This window comes from Trichocoleus sp. FACHB-90 (genome assembly GCF_014695505.1).
Classification (GTDB): Bacteria; Cyanobacteriota; Cyanobacteriia; order Cyanobacteriales; family FACHB-T130; genus Funiculus; species Funiculus sociatus.
On sequence record NZ_JACJOK010000019.1, the window covers coordinates 123,924 to 140,263 of the forward strand.

The following is a 16,340-nucleotide window of genomic DNA, read 5'->3' on the forward strand; positions in this document are numbered from 1 at the left end:
CGGTTGGGCTATCCGGGTGAAACTCGATAAAATCCAAAGTTGCCAGCTGTCTATTAAGGATGGCTAATAACTAATAACCAATGGCCTATGACTAATGACTAAGAAAATTATTTGTCTGCTTTTAACCTTGCTGCTGGTAGCCTGCGCTACAACTGCAAGCGACATTACACGAACCGCCCAAGTGAAACCGGGTCTGGGTGCTTTTAAGGTAGCGGCGATTTTTCCCGGAGCTGTGGATGACAAAGCTTGGAATCAATCAGGTTACGAAGGATTAAAGTTAATTGAAAAAGAACTTGGCGCTGAGGTGGCTTATGCTGACAGTGTGCCAGAAGCCGATGCTGAAAAACTTTTTCGTCAATATGCTAAAAAAGGTTTTGATTTTATCATCGGTCATGGTGGAGAATATATCGCCGCCGCTAAAGTCGTATCCGCAGAATTTCCCCGTAATAAATTTGCGGTTATGAGTAGTGATGCTGGCAACAATAAAAATTTTGGCGCTTTGGCGTTTCGGGCTGGTGAATTGGGGTATTTAACGGGAGTGGTATCAGCGCTGAAAACAAAAACTAATAAAGTTGCTTACATTGGCGGCGAAAAATATGAAAGTTTGGAAGAGGAGGCTACCTTATTTGAACGAGGCGTTAAGAAAATTAACCCCTCAGCCGAAGTATTCATCGATTGGGTGGGAAGTTGGACAGATGCAGACAAAGCCAGCCGAATTTCCCAAAAGCTAGTGGCGAAAGGCGTTGATATCATAACGGTCAATGCAGATACTGCTTATAAAGGTGTTATAAAAGTTGCTGCTGAAAATAAAGGGGTTTATGCTATTAGATGGAATCATGCCATTCCTGGGCTTCCAGAGCAACAAAAACCACCCCCAAAAATGATTTTAACCAATGCCATGCAGCAGGTTCCTATGGTAATGCTCGAAGGAGCAACTTTGGTAGAGCAAGGGCGTTGGGAGGGCAAGCAGTATAAATTCGGGTTGCAAGAGGAAACCCAAGATTTGACTCCTTTCTATGGTTCGCTTACTCCAAAACAAGAGGAACTTATAAACTCGCTCAAGGAAGACATCATTACTGGGAAAATCGATGCTACACATTAGTTATTAGTTATTACTTAAATTTAAAGGAATTAGTGGGTGAAAGAGATTTCTAAAGGAGGCACGATGAACCAACAGAATAAAAGCAGTGGTTCACGGCTAGGGGCAAGTTATGAATTGCCTCTACGAATGGATAGGGCTTCGCCTCTCTCTGGTTTTTTTTCTATTGCCAATCAACTTAGATATGGTTTGGTACTGCTAGTAGTTTTAGCTTTATTAATCACATCGGGAATGTTAATTTCCCTGAGCTTCCAGGCTCAAATAGAACAGGTAGAAGTCGCCCAGCAAGAGCGAAGTTTGGTGGCTGCTGGCGAGATTAATGCTTACTTGGATGACTTGCAGCGTAAACTGAGTTACCTTGCTAGAGTGCAAGGCTTGACGGATTTTTCACCGGAAATTCAGCAAACTTTGTTGGAAGCGCTGACGCGCCATAATAGTGCTTATGAAAAAGTGGCGATTTTCAATAAAAATGGTGAGGTTGTTTCTGAGTATTCTCCTTATGATGATTCAAAATTCTCTCACCCGGATGATTACCGCTCATTTGGGCGGGCTTTTAAACAAAGAGAAGACATTGTTAGTCCAGTTAGAATGGACGCTGCTACAAAGCTTCCAGTTGTTACCTTAGCGTTACCAATTCGTAACCGGCAGGATGTAGTAGATGGCGTTTTGATGGCGCGGATTAATTTAAACTTTCTCTGGTTTATTGTATCTCAAATCGATGTTGGTAAAACTGGTTACACTTATGTAATTGATAACCGCAAGTATTTAATTGCTGAGAAAGGGATAGCACCTAATAATTATAAGTTACACGATATTTCAAACTACGGTTTTATCAAAACATTAACAAAATTGAAGGGTGCGAAAACTCTAAAGAATTATCAGGGGTTGAAAGGGGTGGAAGTGGTGGGCGCGATCGCGCCCATTCGCAGTGTACGCTGGAAGGTGGTGGTAGAACTTCCTACGGCTGAAGCTTACGCTCCTGTGCAGAGAATGCTTTTCGTGATGGGTATAGCCTTGAGCGTGGCGATGGTAGTTGCGGCTGAGTTAGGTTGGTTCTTCTCTCGGCAAATTGTATCGCCTTTGCAGCGTTTGACGCAGGCAGCAGCTAAAATTAGCGCGGGAAATTTGGATACCCAGGTGACAGTTAACCGTCACAACGAAATGGGGGTATTAGCAACAACTTTCAATGAAATGACAGCTCAGTTGCGCGGACTGATTAAAGAGTTGCGTAAGGAGCGCAATTTTGTTTCGGCAATTCTGGATACAGCTGGTGCTTTAGTAATTGTGGTTGATAGACAAGGGCGAATTATTCGGTTTAATACAGCTTGTGAAGAAATAACTGATTACTCGTTTGCAGAGGTAAAAGATCAGCCTTTTTGGGATATTTTTCTAATTCCAGAGGAAGCAAAATCTATTAAAGATATTTTCGATCAGTTGCACACTGGTAATTTTCCCAAAACCTACGATAATTATTGGACTACGAGGGATGGAAGGCGGCGGCTAATTAGTTGGTCAACTACTGTTCTACTCGATGCTGATGGTTCAATCAAATATATGATTGGCACCGGAATTGACATTACTGAACGTAAACGCGCGGAAGAGGCGTTGTTACTTTCAGAAGAAAAGTTTTCTAAAGCTTTTCTTTCTAGTCCAGATTCGATTGCTATCAGTACGATCAAAGATGGACGCTATGTAGAAATTAATGAAAGTCTTTTACGAACGACTGGTTACACTCGTGAAGAGCTAATTGGACATACCGCCATTGAATTAAATATATGGAACAATCCGGAAGACCGTCTTAAGATGATAGATATGTTGCAAGAGGCGGGAAATATTCGCAATTTAGAATGTGAGTTTCGCAAAAAGTCTGGTGAGGTGGCTATAGGTTTACTCTCAGCAGAAATTATTAATTTTGGCGATGAATTATGCGTGTTGGCTGTTGTTAACGATATCACCGAACGCAAAGCTGCGGACGCGCAACTACGCGACGCTTTAGAACGCGATCGCTTACTTGGGGTCATTGCTTTGCGGATTCGTCAATCCCTCGATCTCCAGCAAATTTTAGATACTACTGTCAGCGAAGTCCGAAATTTTCTTTCAGCAGATCGGGTTTTTATCAGTCGTATCTATGACGATTTTCAGGTTGTTGCTGAGTCGGTTATTCCGCCGTGGCGACCTATTCAAGAATGGACTCCTAAAAATGAAGAACATTATCAAGCAATTAAGAAAGTTTTTGAAAATAAATCTGTCCATGTTGTCAGAGATACCTCTGAAATAGAGATTTCTTCAGTTGTTGCAGAAGATTTTAATAATTATCAAATTAGAGCTTTCTTGGCTGTACCAATTATTCTGGATGAGGAACCTTGGGGACTGTTGATAGTCGATCAATGTACGTCACCGCGTGACTGGCAACAATCTGAAATTGATTTGCTATCATCATTGGGAACGCAAGTGACTATAGCTATTAAACAAGCAAAACTCTACCAAGAGGTACAGGAGCTAAATGCTCGGTTAGAACGTAAAGTGGAGGAACGTACTGCTCAACTTTCTCAAAAAATGCAGGAACTCAAAGAGCTAAATGAACTCAAAGATGAGTTTTTACACGCAGTTTCTCACGATTTGCGTACCCCGATTATGGGTATGTCTTTAGTCGTAAATAATTTATTAAATAAATCAGGGGAAACAATCCCGATTTCTCGCTCAATTTTAGAGCGAATGATCCAAAGTAGCGATCGCCAACTGAGTTTGATTAACTCTCTCCTCGAAACCCACTCCAGCGAAGTTCGGGGCGTTATCCTCAATTACCAGCTAGTACAACTGGGTAAGCTAACTTCCGCGATCGCTCAAGACATGGAACCACTGCTCCTGAAAAATCAAGCTACCCTGAACAACTTAGTTCCAGCTTCTTTACCAGGCGTGACAGCAGATCCATTGCAGCTGAGGCGGGTATTTGAAAATCTGCTCACCAATGCCCTAAATCATAACCCACCTGGACTCATTCTCACCCTGCAAGCCACAGTTGAGGAAGAAATGGTTCATTGTACCGTTGCTGATAACGGCGTGGGAATGAACCCCGAAGCGTGCGATCACCTGTTCGAGCGTTATGTTCGCGGTTCCCGCGCCCGTTCAACTGGCATCGGTCTAGGGTTATACCTTTGTCGGCAAATCATCACAGCTCATGGCGGACAAATTGGTGCTATTAGCGCCCCCGGAGCCGGAGCAACTTTTTGGTTCACATTACCCCTGTTCGCGTCTTCTACTGAAGAAGTAGGTAATTAGTAGGGGAGAAGCATTCGCGCAGATGGATTATCGGTAAGTTGTAAATTGTTATACGCAAATGCTTTGGCCTTGCAGGTTATGAGTGACTGGCTAAAAATCACCCAATCGGGTGAGTCAGCAGCACGAAGCGCGATCGCGACCTCTTCTATTAACTTGGAAAAGTAGAAGTGTACGTGCAGGAAAATTCCATGTTAAAAAAAAAAGTTGTGACTAATGAAACTGCGCCACTTGCTGCTCATCTGTCACTCATTAAATGCTATCGAGAAAATATGATTTCTAATTTAGAGTATTTACAAGCTTTACGGAATTGTTGCCGAAATGAAGCCGCTTTTGAAGAACTTAAACACCTCCTAACTTTGGCTGGGCAAAGTATTGAGGAAATAGCTATACCAAATCAGCTTCATGAACCAGCCGCGAAGAACCTCACCCCGCCTCCGACTCCCCTCTCCGCTTGTCCAGAGGGACTGGGGGCGCGGTGTTTTAATGATGGGCTAACCGGGTTGGATATCAGTCTGCCATCAACACAAATTAACACAGATTTTCAGTCACAAGTCACTCATTCTTGGGATTTCCTCCCAACAGAAGCCTCAATCTCCCAATCTGTCCCAGAATTAAACAAAATTGCCGCCAACAAGCTCGGAATAATTTTTAAGCTTATAGAGCGTAACGATAACTCTCGATGGTTACTATTTGCCCATGCAAGCTGTGAAGAATTATTAGAATTAACATCCCATTCAGCTCGCTCTAACCTAATTTTGTTTAGGAATCTGGTTCACCCTGAAGATCGGGAATCTTATGAACAATCGCTGATTGATTCGGCGGATAACTTACAGCCGTGGATCTGGGAAGGTCGGGTAATTACCAAATCAGGTAAGCTGAAATGGTTGCAAGGGGCTACCCGCCCTATTGTGCAGGCGAATGGCGATATATTTTGGAATGGTTTGCTGATAGATATTACTGAGCGGAAAGCGTCGGAGGAAGCGCTTTTGCTCTCAGAAGAAAAATTTTCCATAGCCTTTCGTCATAGTCCTGATTGTATCAGTATTACTACATTTAAAGAAGGACGCTATCTGGAGGTTAATGATAACTTTCTGGAGCTTAGTGGTTATCTTCGGGAAGAGGTAATTGGGCATACTGTAGCTGAGATAAATACCTGGGTAAATCCAGAAGAACGTATAAAAATGCTAGAAATATTGCTAGAACAAGGTGCAGTTCACAACCTAGAATGTCAGTTTCGCAAAAAGTGTGGCGAAGTTGTAGCAGCCCTCTTGTCAGCAGAACTTGTTAATATTAACGGCGAGTCATCCGTGCTTGCTGTAGTTACTGATATAACTGAGCGCAAAGCTGCTGAAGCTCTGGTTAGAGTCGCAGCCGAGCGCAATCGCTTACTTTATGAGATTGCTTTAAAAATTAGACGATCGCTGGATCTAAATGAAATTCTTAACACTACTGTAGCGGAAGTCCGACAATTTTTGCAAGCCGATCGCGTCTTCATCAGTTACTTTGATGAAAATGGACACGCACGAGCCGTAGCCGAATCTGTAGATCCCAATTTTAATTCAATTTTGGGATGGGTTACGGATGACATGGCTTTTAGGGAAGTTAAGGAAATTTTTGGTGGCAATTCCATTCGAGTTATCAACGATACAACCCCAATAAACAAATCTCCGTTTCTAGCAGAATACTATCACCGCTGTCAAGTAAAAGCTGGTATTGGCGTACCGATTATGCTAGGTGAAAAACTGTTTGGGTTATTGATTGCCAATCAATGCTCTGCACCTCGTGAATGGCAGCAATTTGAAATCGACTTGATAGATCAACTGGGAATTCAGGTAGCGATCGCTATTCAGCAATCTTGCCTTTTCCAACAGGTACAAACCCTGAATACTAATCTGGAACGCCAAGTAGAAGAACGCACTATTCAGTTACAGCAAAAAATGCAGGAATTGCAAGAGCTAAACCGCATTAAAGATGTTGTTTTACATACAGTTTCTCACGACCTCCGCACATCCGTTCAAGGAACTGTAATGGTTTTTAAAAACTTGCTTGGTTCGCCGGAAGAGAAATTAACCATTTCTCGCTCTATTGTAGAACGAATGATTCAAGGCAACGAGCGCCAACTATGTATGATTAACTCCTTGCTTGAAAGCGATTCTACGGAAGTTCAGGGAGTGGTAATTCAGCAAAACTTTGTTCAACTAAATACAGTTTTACCAGCAATTCTCATAGACTTAGAACCGCTGCTGGCGCAAAATCAAGCAACTCTGACCAATTTGGTAAATCCAAATTTACCATTAGTTATGGCAGATCCAACTCAGCTACAGCGAGTTTTAGAAACCCTCTTCACTACCACCTTAAAACACAATCCACCGGGACTGAATCTGACTCTCAAAGCTACAGTAGAGCATCAGACAATCCGCTGCACCCTGGAAGATGACGGTGTAGGGATGAGCCAGCTAGAGTGCGATCGCTTATTCGATCTCTACGTGCGCGATCCCCAATCTCGCTGCTCAACACGCACTGGTTTAAAACTACATCTGTGTCGGCAAATTATTACTGCTCACGGTGGACAAATTGGCGTAACCAGTCGCCCCAATAGGGGGACAACTTTCTGGTTCACCTTACCCTTGGCAACCGTAGAACGACAAGGCATCTAGCAGCTTTGGGTCATCGATTCTGACGGCAAAAAATGTGGGAACTTTTGAGCGGATAATTTTATCACATATCTAAATAAGATAAATCCATCTGAATCATTAAGCTCCTCACCATGACTTTGACTTCAAGCTCCTCCAAGCGTCTACTTCGGCGGTCAATTGCAGCCATAGCCACCGTAGTCTCAACACTAAATGTCGTAAACCCCAGCCATGCTGCCACTTTTGATCAAAAAGAAGTTGAACAATCTAAATTTATTGCCGTAGCCGCACCTTATGGCACAAATAGTCATCAACTATTGATTTTGGAACAGATATCAGACAAGCAGCAGTGCTGGAGCGAAAACGGCGCCACCCCCGTCATAGTAGATCCGCTGCTGGTGAACTTTGACTTCAGTGGCATTTGCGGACGCAGTACGGACAGCAACGGCTATTCTATCCGGATGGCGGGTACAGATTTGGGACTGAAGTACAGCTTCAACATCGTCAAAAGCGGTAATGACTTTGTGCTAGTTGGGAAAAATTTGAGCGATCGCAACGCCCCCGTCATCGAAATCGGTAGAGCCAATGGCATCAACGACGGCTTCGTGAAAATCAATCTCGATCCGGCTTGGCGGTTTGCCAAAAGAAGCTTCAACGGAAAAACACTAGGTCACGTCTATCTTACTAGCGACCAAGCACCACCCCCCGGATTTGGCGATGTTGCCACACCTCCAAGCGGAATCTCAAGCTTTGGAGACATCGCCACAGATGTCTACGCCAGAGAAATTGAACAAGCAGTATCCCTTGGATTCGTCGCCGGGTTCAAAGAAGACAATACCTTCCGTCCCCAAGTCTCTTTAACTAGAGAACAACTGGTATCTATGGTATTGGAATCATTAACCAAGCTACCCAGTGCTAACGTCACAATTCCCGCGCGAGCATCATCCCGACCATATCCCGATGTCGATGCTACGCGCTGGAGTGCGGCTAAAATTCAATGGGCGCGGGATAACAAAATTGTCAGTGGCTATCAAGACGGCTCATTTAAACCCACCCAACCAGTCACCAGAGCCGAACTATTAGCAGTGCTGCGACGTGCTGCGGAATTTGGGAAAAATATGCGCGGACTCCCCACAGAGCTTGCTGTCAAGAACTCAGCCAAAACCTTCTCAGACACAGAAAAACACTGGGCAGCATCACTGGTTAACCAAATGTCTTCTTATTGTAATGTTGCCTCCCCAGTAAATGAAACTGGCAGCAAGTTTGAGCCAAACTCTCCCACTCGTCGCAACTACGCCGCCGCCGCCACTTTGCGAATGCTTAACTGCGTTAAATCGGAATAAGGGGCTGGAACTGGGAACTTTATCCTCGTTCCCATCCCCTACTGGGAACGAGGTAATAAACCATCCACGCTTCTAGGCTTGCGATCGCTTGTAATATGCAACCGCGTGTAACCATCTTCCGCACTTATATAACCAGTCTCATCTGCTACCGATTCCAACGCCTTTACCACTGTAGTTCCCACACTTGGTAATTGAAATATTTTATCCTTGTTAAGAGGCGTTACTCCTGGGTATGATTTAGGCGAGGCAAAGGCTCCAGCTATTGCGAATTTTGTAAGATATCAATTGCATAAACGCAAATATTTTTTCCCCACAGGGTTGATTCTTTTCCGTAAGTTAAACCAACTTTCATGGCAACTTTTTGAGACGCTATATTTCCCGGATCTATTAACGATATAAGACGGTTACAACCAACTTTTTCAAATCCATAATCCCGACTCGCACAAGCTGCTTCTGTTGCCAAACCTTGCCCCCAGTATTCCTTGGCAAGTAGATAGCCAATTTCAACTTCTTGCTGCCCATCCACCAACTGAAGACTTAATCCGCATCTACCAATAAATTTATTATCGGCTTTGTAAATGGTTGCCCACAAACCGAACCCGTTTTTATCGTAACAATTGATTATCCGCTCAACCCGTTGCTTTGTCTCTTCGTATGTCTGCGTACTGGGATAGAACTTCATAACAACAGGATCGGCGTAAATCGTCGCTAAGTCGTCCGCGTCATCCAAGGTTAAATGCCGCAGAATCAATCGCGGTGTTTCAGCTACAATCATCTGTTTTTTGAGTTGCTGTTATCAACAAAATTATTCCCTAAAGTAACGCCTGTTAACGAGGAAAACAAGAGCGCAACTACTCTTGGAAGGAGAGTAGTTGCGCTCTTGTTCAAATTAAATCTTTCCTCCAAACCCGATTTCTTTTTTGAAACCGGGTTTCTTACTAAGAGCGCAGCGCAACCCAACTTGCTCAGCCTAGACAGGCTAGTAGGGCCGGGGTTGGGGGAGAGGTTTTTGGTGTTAAAAAGATGATCCGGGCTGCGTGAGAAATTCTGCCTCTTGGAGTGTTGACTTTCGACCCAAAATCAGATTTCGATGGGGAAAGCGCCCAAAACGCTCAATTACCTCCAAGTGTCGAACTGCGTAGGAGATAGTGTTAGCACTATCAGGGTCATCGCTCAGTTGGTTAAACAACTCCAGCGACTGACGCTGATGATTCAAATCTTCGCTGTGTTCAAAAGGTAAGTAAACAAACCATCGCTGCACTGGTAGAAGTTGTTTATCAAAATTATTAACTACAGCATACTTTGCCGCTGCAAGTGCTTGCGGGTCTGTGGCGAAGGCTTGGGCAGTACCTCTGAAGATGTTGCGAGGAAATTGATCCAACAAGATAATTAAAGCTAGGCAACTGTGGGGTGAAGACTTCCAGTAATCCAACTGACCCGCAGCTGCTAGTTCGTAGTCTTGTCGGAAGCGAGTTTGTATCTCTTGGTCAAACTCCGGTTTTTTCGTAAACCATAGCTGACGCTGCTTGCCATAACCCGGCTCATCTTCTCGACCAAACCAAAAATCTAAAATATCATTTACTTGTGGCATCAGTTTTTCCAAGATGCTGCTGAGGATAGATGTTAGAAAATATACGCTCTATCGCCCGACAGGGCAGTGAAGGAGGGAGTACAGTTTCAGCTTAACAGTATCTTCATAAAGGATAGAGAACTTTGAGCAAATTTCTCGGTGGAAGAGTATTTATTGATGTCAGTGAAAATTAAACCAGGAAATTTGGGCATCCTAAGTAGGTAGGACGATATAGCTAAATTTGAGTTTAAATTCACAGCGACCAATCCACCTTTAATATATGAATCACATAGATAACCAAGAGCTACTGCAAAAATTTATCCAGCGATCGCCTGCTGCGATCGCCATGTTCGACCACGAAATGCGTTACCTGCTTTGTAGCGATCGCTGGCGGACAGATTTTGGACTAAGCGGGGATATCAGCCAGCGATCGCTCTATGAGACGTTCAGGGAAGTTCCTGAAAGTTGGAACGACCAACTCTTAACCATCGAAAAGGGAGATGAAGAATTTATCAGGCGTTTGGATGGGACTGGGGACTGGGTAAAGTGGGAAGCCCAACCGTGGACGACAAGTGCAGGTGAAATCGGCGGCATCATTATATTTACAGAAATCCTCAGCTCGCGCAAATGGGCAAAATCGGCACTCAGGCAGAGAGAGCAAAACTTCCAGTTGCTAGTCGAAGGCGTAAAAGACTATGCAATTATTAAGCTGGATACCAATGGACACGTTGTCAGCTGGAACGCGGGAGCTGAAAGGATTAAAGGGTATCAGTTAGAAGAAATTGTCGGACAGCATTTTTCCTACTTTTATCCGCCTGAAGATATTGAGCTGGGAAAGCCAAAGCAAAATTTAGAACTAGCAGCAAAACTTGGTCGGTGCGAAAAGGAAGGCTGGCGGGTGCGTAAGGATGGTACGCGGTTTTGGGCAAACGTAGTGATTACAGCTTTGCACGACAGGGAGGGAAATCTGCGCGGCTTCTCGAAAGTAACGCAGGACATCACCGAGCGCAAACAACAAGAAGAGTCTTTACGGTTGCTGGAGAGAGCGATCGCATCTAGTAGCAATGGCATCGCCATCACGGACACCACCCAGCCAGACAACCCGATTATTTATGTCAATCCCCGTTTTGAGCAGATGACTGGATATGCTGCGGCTGAAGTCATTGGTACCAATTGCCGCTTCTTGCAGGGAACAGACACAAATCAACTAGCGATCGCTCAACTTAGAATGGCAATTGCTGAGGGCAGAGAGTGCAGTGTCGTATTACGAAATTATCGCAAAGATGGCAGCCTTTTCTGGAACGAACTCCGGATTTCCCCGGTACGCAATGCCCAAGGCAAACTGACACACTTTATTGGTATCCAAACTGACATCACCTACCGGGTGGAAGCTGAAGCAGCCTTACGGCAACTCTTGCAACGGGAATTACTTTTAGGAGCAATGCAAGAGCGAATTCGGCAATCCTTGAGACTAGAAGATGTCCTCAACACCACTGTAGCGGAAGTGCGACAAGCTCTCCATACCGACCGAGCAGCTATTTACCGCTTTGAGCCAGATGGGAGTGGGACTGTAGTTGTGGAATCGCTGGGTACTGGTGTTTCATCAACATTAGGCATCAATATTCAGGAAAATTACCACTCATGCGATCGCACCAGCTTATGCAATTTTAGTGATACTCTCGCCACCGCATACCTCACAGGTGAGATTCAAGCTATTGAAGATATTTACACAGCGGATTTAGAGCAGCCTCATGTTCAATTGCTAGAGCGGTTTCAAGTCAGAGCCAATCTGGTAGTGCCGATTTTCCAAGAAAGCGTTGCAACATTGAGCAGAGATTCTCGCTGGCATCAGGGAAGGTGGGAAAATGGTTCTACTTCCAACCTTGCAACTGTTAAACCTTCAAACTCCAAATTATGGGGACTGCTAATTGTCCATCATTGTCATGGAACCAGACAATGGCAAAACTGGGAAGTACAATTTCTCAAGCAGCTTAGCGTACAACTAGCGATCGCTATTCAGCAAGCTAACCTTTTCGAGCAGCTGCAAGCTGAACTCGCCCGTACTCAATCCGCGGAAACAGCATTGCGCGTTAGCGAGGAGCGACTACAAGCAATTTTAGATAACTCCACCGCCGTCATCTACGTTAAGGATAGGGAAGGACGATTTATTTTGGTCAACCGTCTATTCCAAACCCTATTCCACCTCGACCGAGAGCAGATAGTCGGCAAAACCAACCACGAAATTTTTCCCGAAGAAGTAGCTGACGCTTTTCATACCACCGACCAACAAGTAATCGCATCTGGAACTCCGATAGAGTTGGAAGAAGTCGCACCTGTCGAAGGTGTTTTACACAGCTACCTTTCAGTCAAGTTTCCCCTACAGGATGCTACTGGTGTCCCTTATGCAGTCTGCGGTATCTCCACCGACATCACCGAACGCCAGCAAGCTCAACAAAGCTTGCGACGCACTAATTCACTTTTGAAGGCGCAGCAAGAAGCAGCACTCGATGGCATTTTGGTGATAGACGAGAACAGAAAAGTCGCCTCGTACAATCGTCGCTTCAAAGAATTGTGGCAAATCCCCGACGAGGTGATGAAGTCTGGGGACGACAGACAACTGCTAGGTTATGTACTCTCAACCTTGGTGCAGCCACAAGAGTTTATTGCAAAAGTCGAGTATTTATATGCTCATCCAACTGAATCTAGCCGCGATGAAATTTCCTTAAATGATGAGCGCATTTTTGACCGTTACTCATCAGCGGTGTTTTCCCCAGAAGGAGACGATTATGGCAGAATTTGGTACTTCCGAGATATCACAAGACGCAAACAAGCTGAAGAGGATTTGCACAAGTCTAACCAGCAAATTAACAAGATATTAGAAAGCATCAACGATGCCTTTCTTTCCTTAGATCGGGAGTGGCGGTTCACCTACATAAATTCACGAGCCGAGCAGCTTTTGTTGAGAACCAAGGATGACTTAATTGGCAAAAATATATGGGATGAATTTCCAGAGGCTGTTAACTCCAACTTCTACTCGCAGTATCACAAAGCTGCTACCGAACAAGTCACGGTTGAGTTTGAGGAATTTTATTCACCATTAAACACCTGGTATCAGGTGCGAGCTTATCCTTATGCCGATGGTTTATCAGTTTATTTCCACGATATCAACGAGCGCAAGCAAGCCGAGACAGTACAGATACAGTTAAACGCATCTATACAGGAAAGGGAAGAAAGATTCCGAACCCTAGTTGCTAATATTCCTGGTGCTGTTTACCGCTGTGCCTGTGATGCTAACTGGACAATGGAGTTTATCAGTGATGCGATCGCCGGAATTTCTGACTATCCGGCTAGTGACTTTATTAACAATCAAGTACGCACCTTTGCCAGTATTATCCATTGCGAAGACGTGGCGATGGTGGAGAAAACTATCTTAGAAGGCGTGTCAGCAAAACAGCCTTACATTATCGAGTATCGGATTATTCGAGCTGATGAAACTGTCGGATGGGTTTATGAAAAAGGTCAGGGAATCTTTAATAAAGAAGGAGAATTAATTCGCCTTGATGGGGCGATTTTTGATATCACTGAGCGCAAAGCTGCTGAGGCAGAATTACGCGATTTAGGATCTGCCCTGGAAAATGCCGTTGAAGGGATCTCGCGCCTAGACACCCAAGGGCGCTACCTAGCTGTCAACCGAGCCTACGCCAGCGCTGCTGGATACCAACCAGAAGAAATGATTGGTATGGAATGGCCCTTAACTGTACATCCTGAAGATGTAGAAAAGATGGTAGCTGCCTATGAACAAATGCTCAAAGATGGCAAGGTAGAAGCTGAAGCCAGGGGTGTGCGTAAAGACGGCTCTATTTTTTATAAGCAATTAGTGATGATCTGTGCTTACGATTCGCAACGGCGTTTTATCGGACATCACTGCTTTATGAAGGACATCACTGAACGCAAAGCCGCTGAGGAAGCCTTGCGCCAAAGTGAAGTGTTACGCGAAAGCGAGGCGAAAACTCGCGCCCTTCTAGACGCTATTCCAGATGCGATGTATCGCATGAACAAAGAGGGCATTTTTCTGGATTTCAAAGCCGCTAAGAACGACCCGATGGAGATGAGTGCTGATGCTGTTGTTGGCAAAAATATTTATGAGATTTTGCCCATGACTGTAGCTCAAGCTGCTTTACACTATAGCGCGATCGCTCTTTCCACCAACAAAGCCCAAGTGTTTGAATATCAAATGCCCAAAGGCAAAAAGATTGAGACTTATGAGGCTAGAGTTGTAGTCAATGGCCCGGATGAAGTGCTGACAATTGTGCGAGATATTACTGAGCGCAAGGAGGTAGAGCGATTGAAAAACGAATTTGTCTCAATTGTTAGCCATGAATTGAGAACGCCCCTAACTTCAGTTCGCGGTTCTTTGAGTCTAATTACTGGCGGCGTGGCGGGTGAAATTCCCCCACAGGCGAAAGCATTGGTAGACATTGCTTATAAAAATAGCGAACGTCTGATCCTGCTGATTAATGACATTTTGGATATCGAAAAGATTGAATCCGGTAAAATGGATTTCCATCTCACGCCCCTGGAGCTGATGCCATTAGTGCAGCAGGCAATAGACGTGAATCGTGGCTATAGCGAACAGTTTGGGGTGCAGTTAGTGTTGGAGCCGCAACTAACTGATGCTAAGGTGAATGTAGATCGCGATCGCGTGATGCAGGTAATCACTAACCTGCTCTCCAACGCCGCCAAATTCTCTCCCCCCAATGGCCAAGTCAAAGTCTGTGTCTCCCGCTTAAACCCAGAAGATAGAAGTCCAGACTTATTGGCAACTGATAATATTTATCCTACCTATTGCCTCCTGGCTCCTACCTCCTTCATTCGCGTTGCCATCACCGACCAAGGAACGGGTATCCCCGAAGAATTTCGCTCCCGGATCTTCAAGAAATTTGCCCAAGCTGATTCCTCAGATACCCGTCAAAAGGGCGGAACTGGCTTGGGTTTGAGCATTTGCAAAGCGATTGTCGAAAAACTCGGCGGACAAATTGGCTTTACCACCACTACCCATGTCGGTAGCACCTTCTATTTCGACTTACCAGAATGGCAGGACGCACTTATGCCAATTGTCCCCAGCTCAAACTCATCTGACAGCTTCCGCATCTTAGTGTGTGAAGACGACCCGGATATTGCCCAATTGCTCTGGCTAATGCTAAAGCAAGAGGGTTTGAGCGCAGACATCGCTTATAGTGCAGCGCAAGCCAAGCAGCTACTGGGCCAAAACCGCTATGCAGCAATGACAGTGGATCTGGCATTACCCGGTCAAGACGGTATTTCATTGATCCGCGAGTTGCGGGAGGCGCAAAACACCCACAGCCTGCCAATTGTCGTGGTTTCTGCCAAGGCGCAGCAAGGGCGGCAGGAATTCAACGGCGGCGGCTTGGCGGTGATAGACTGGCTGGATAAGCCAATCGATCAACAGCGATTGATGGCAGCAGTCCGGCAAGCAGTACGACAACAAACTGGCACTCAGCTACAAATTTTGTATGTAGAGGACGATCCGGATTTAACACAAGTGGTCTCAAAAATTTTGCAGCCCCTAGCCGAAATTGACTCAGCTAAAAATCTTCAGGCGGCAAAACACAAGCTACGGACAAAAACTTACGACCTGGTGATTCTAGACCTAAGTTTACCTGATGGTTCTGGTCTGGAGTTGCTACCTTACCTAAACAATCAGACTCGTGTCCCGATTCCCGCAGTGGTTTTCTCTGCCAATACAGTTGGTATTGAAGCCGCGAATCATGTGGCTGCGGCACTCGTAAAATCTCGCACCTCAAATCAGCAACTGCTGGATACCATCAAATCCTTAATTGGGCGCAGTGACCCGATAAATACCGTTTAGTAACGGTAGCCAGTTACGCTGACAAAATGCCACATTAGAAATGCAAATTAAAAATTGCCAGGAAACTCTTAAATTTTTAATTTGTTTTGTTCAGGACACTCTTTTTTGGAAGTACAACTTAGAGAAACGCTTTGTCTACCCCACCTCTAAACCGGATTTTGTTTGTGGAAGATGACCCAGACATCCAAACTGTTGCCAGCTTGGGTTTGCAGGCTGTCGGCGGTTTTACTGTGCAAATATGTAGTTCTGGCAGTGAAGCAATTCAAGCCGCGCCAACTTTTGCCCCAGATTTGATTCTGCTTGATGTGATGATGCCGGGTATGGACGGTATTAGTACGCTAAAGGCTCTGCGCGAACTAAGAGAAACTTTAACTACTCCTGTGATTTTTTTGACTGCCAAAGTCCAAACTCACGAAGTAGCTTCCTATAAACAACTGGGCGTTTTGGATGTAATTGCAAAGCCGTTTGACCCGATGACTCTTTCTGCAACTCTTAATCGCTTGTGGTCTCAGTACCATGTTTAATT

At 44.8% G+C, this 16,340-nt stretch carries 9 protein-coding genes; 6 read left to right on the plus strand and 3 right to left on the minus strand.

The features are described from left to right. Positions 1–94 precede the first annotated feature (94 nt). The 4 genes from H6F74_RS05505 (at position 95) to H6F74_RS05520 (ending at position 8,354) form a co-directional block, all read left to right on the plus strand. Positions 95–1,102 (plus strand): BMP family protein, encoded by a 1,008-nt coding sequence (locus H6F74_RS05505; RefSeq protein WP_190437450.1) that lies wholly within the window; start codon positions 95–97, stop codon positions 1,100–1,102. Positions 1,103–1,138: 36 nt separating this feature from the next. After that, positions 1,139–4,378 (plus strand): PAS domain S-box protein, encoded by a 3,240-nt coding sequence (locus H6F74_RS05510; protein WP_190437453.1) that lies wholly within the window; start codon positions 1,139–1,141, stop codon positions 4,376–4,378. A 188-nt stretch (positions 4,379–4,566) separates the two neighbouring features. Further along, positions 4,567–7,035 (plus strand): PAS domain S-box protein, encoded by a 2,469-nt coding sequence (locus H6F74_RS05515; protein ID WP_199300864.1) that lies wholly within the window; start codon positions 4,567–4,569, stop codon positions 7,033–7,035. 110 nt (positions 7,036–7,145) lie between these two features. Then, positions 7,146–8,354 carry a DUF3747 domain-containing protein gene (locus H6F74_RS05520; RefSeq protein WP_190437456.1) on the plus strand — a complete coding sequence of 403 codons (1,209 nt, stop codon included), beginning with the start codon at positions 7,146–7,148 and terminating at the stop codon, positions 8,352–8,354. Between the two features lie 38 nt (positions 8,355–8,392). On the opposite strand, the gene H6F74_RS29200 is transcribed toward H6F74_RS05520, so the two are convergent. The 3 genes from H6F74_RS29200 to H6F74_RS05535 form a co-directional block, all read right to left on the minus strand. Then, positions 8,393–8,536 (minus strand): S-adenosylmethionine:tRNA ribosyltransferase-isomerase, encoded by a 144-nt coding sequence (locus H6F74_RS29200; protein ID WP_199300866.1) that lies wholly within the window; start codon positions 8,534–8,536, stop codon positions 8,393–8,395. Between the two features lie 77 nt (positions 8,537–8,613). Then, the gene (locus H6F74_RS05530; RefSeq protein ID WP_190437458.1) at positions 8,614–9,129 is read right to left on the minus strand and encodes a GNAT family N-acetyltransferase; all 516 of its coding nucleotides are present in this window, start codon (positions 9,127–9,129) and stop codon (positions 8,614–8,616) included. Between the two features lie 240 nt (positions 9,130–9,369). Then, positions 9,370–9,945, minus strand: a complete 576-nt coding sequence (locus tag H6F74_RS05535) for a DUF924 family protein (protein ID WP_190437461.1) — start codon at positions 9,943–9,945, stop codon at positions 9,370–9,372. A gap of 259 nt (positions 9,946–10,204) precedes the next feature. On the opposite strand from H6F74_RS05535, the gene H6F74_RS05540 reads away from it, so the two are divergent. Both H6F74_RS05540 and H6F74_RS05545 read left to right on the plus strand, forming a co-directional pair. Next, positions 10,205–15,814, plus strand: a complete 5,610-nt coding sequence (locus H6F74_RS05540) for a PAS domain S-box protein (protein WP_190437464.1) — start codon at positions 10,205–10,207, stop codon at positions 15,812–15,814. A gap of 131 nt (positions 15,815–15,945) precedes the next feature. Next, positions 15,946–16,338 carry a response regulator gene (locus tag H6F74_RS05545; RefSeq protein ID WP_190427841.1) on the plus strand — a complete coding sequence of 131 codons (393 nt, stop codon included), beginning with the start codon at positions 15,946–15,948 and terminating at the stop codon, positions 16,336–16,338. Positions 16,339–16,340 lie beyond the last annotated feature (2 nt).

What these genes read in the sequence shown, in the direction of transcription:
- H6F74_RS05520 (WP_190437456.1), top strand. Translation starts at nt 7,146, where the DNA reads ATGACTTTGACTTCAAGCTCCTCCAAGCGTCTACTTCGGCGGTCAATT.
- H6F74_RS05530 (WP_190437458.1), bottom strand. Translation starts at nt 9,129, where the DNA reads ATGATTGTAGCTGAAACACCGCGATTGATTCTGCGGCATTTAACCTTG.
- H6F74_RS05540 (WP_190437464.1), top strand. Translation starts at nt 10,205, where the DNA reads ATGAATCACATAGATAACCAAGAGCTACTGCAAAAATTTATCCAGCGA.
- H6F74_RS05505 (WP_190437450.1), top strand. Translation starts at nt 95, where the DNA reads ATGACTAAGAAAATTATTTGTCTGCTTTTAACCTTGCTGCTGGTAGCC.
- H6F74_RS05515 (WP_199300864.1), top strand. Translation starts at nt 4,567, where the DNA reads ATGTTAAAAAAAAAAGTTGTGACTAATGAAACTGCGCCACTTGCTGCT.
- H6F74_RS05535 (WP_190437461.1), bottom strand. Translation starts at nt 9,945, where the DNA reads ATGCCACAAGTAAATGATATTTTAGATTTTTGGTTTGGTCGAGAAGAT.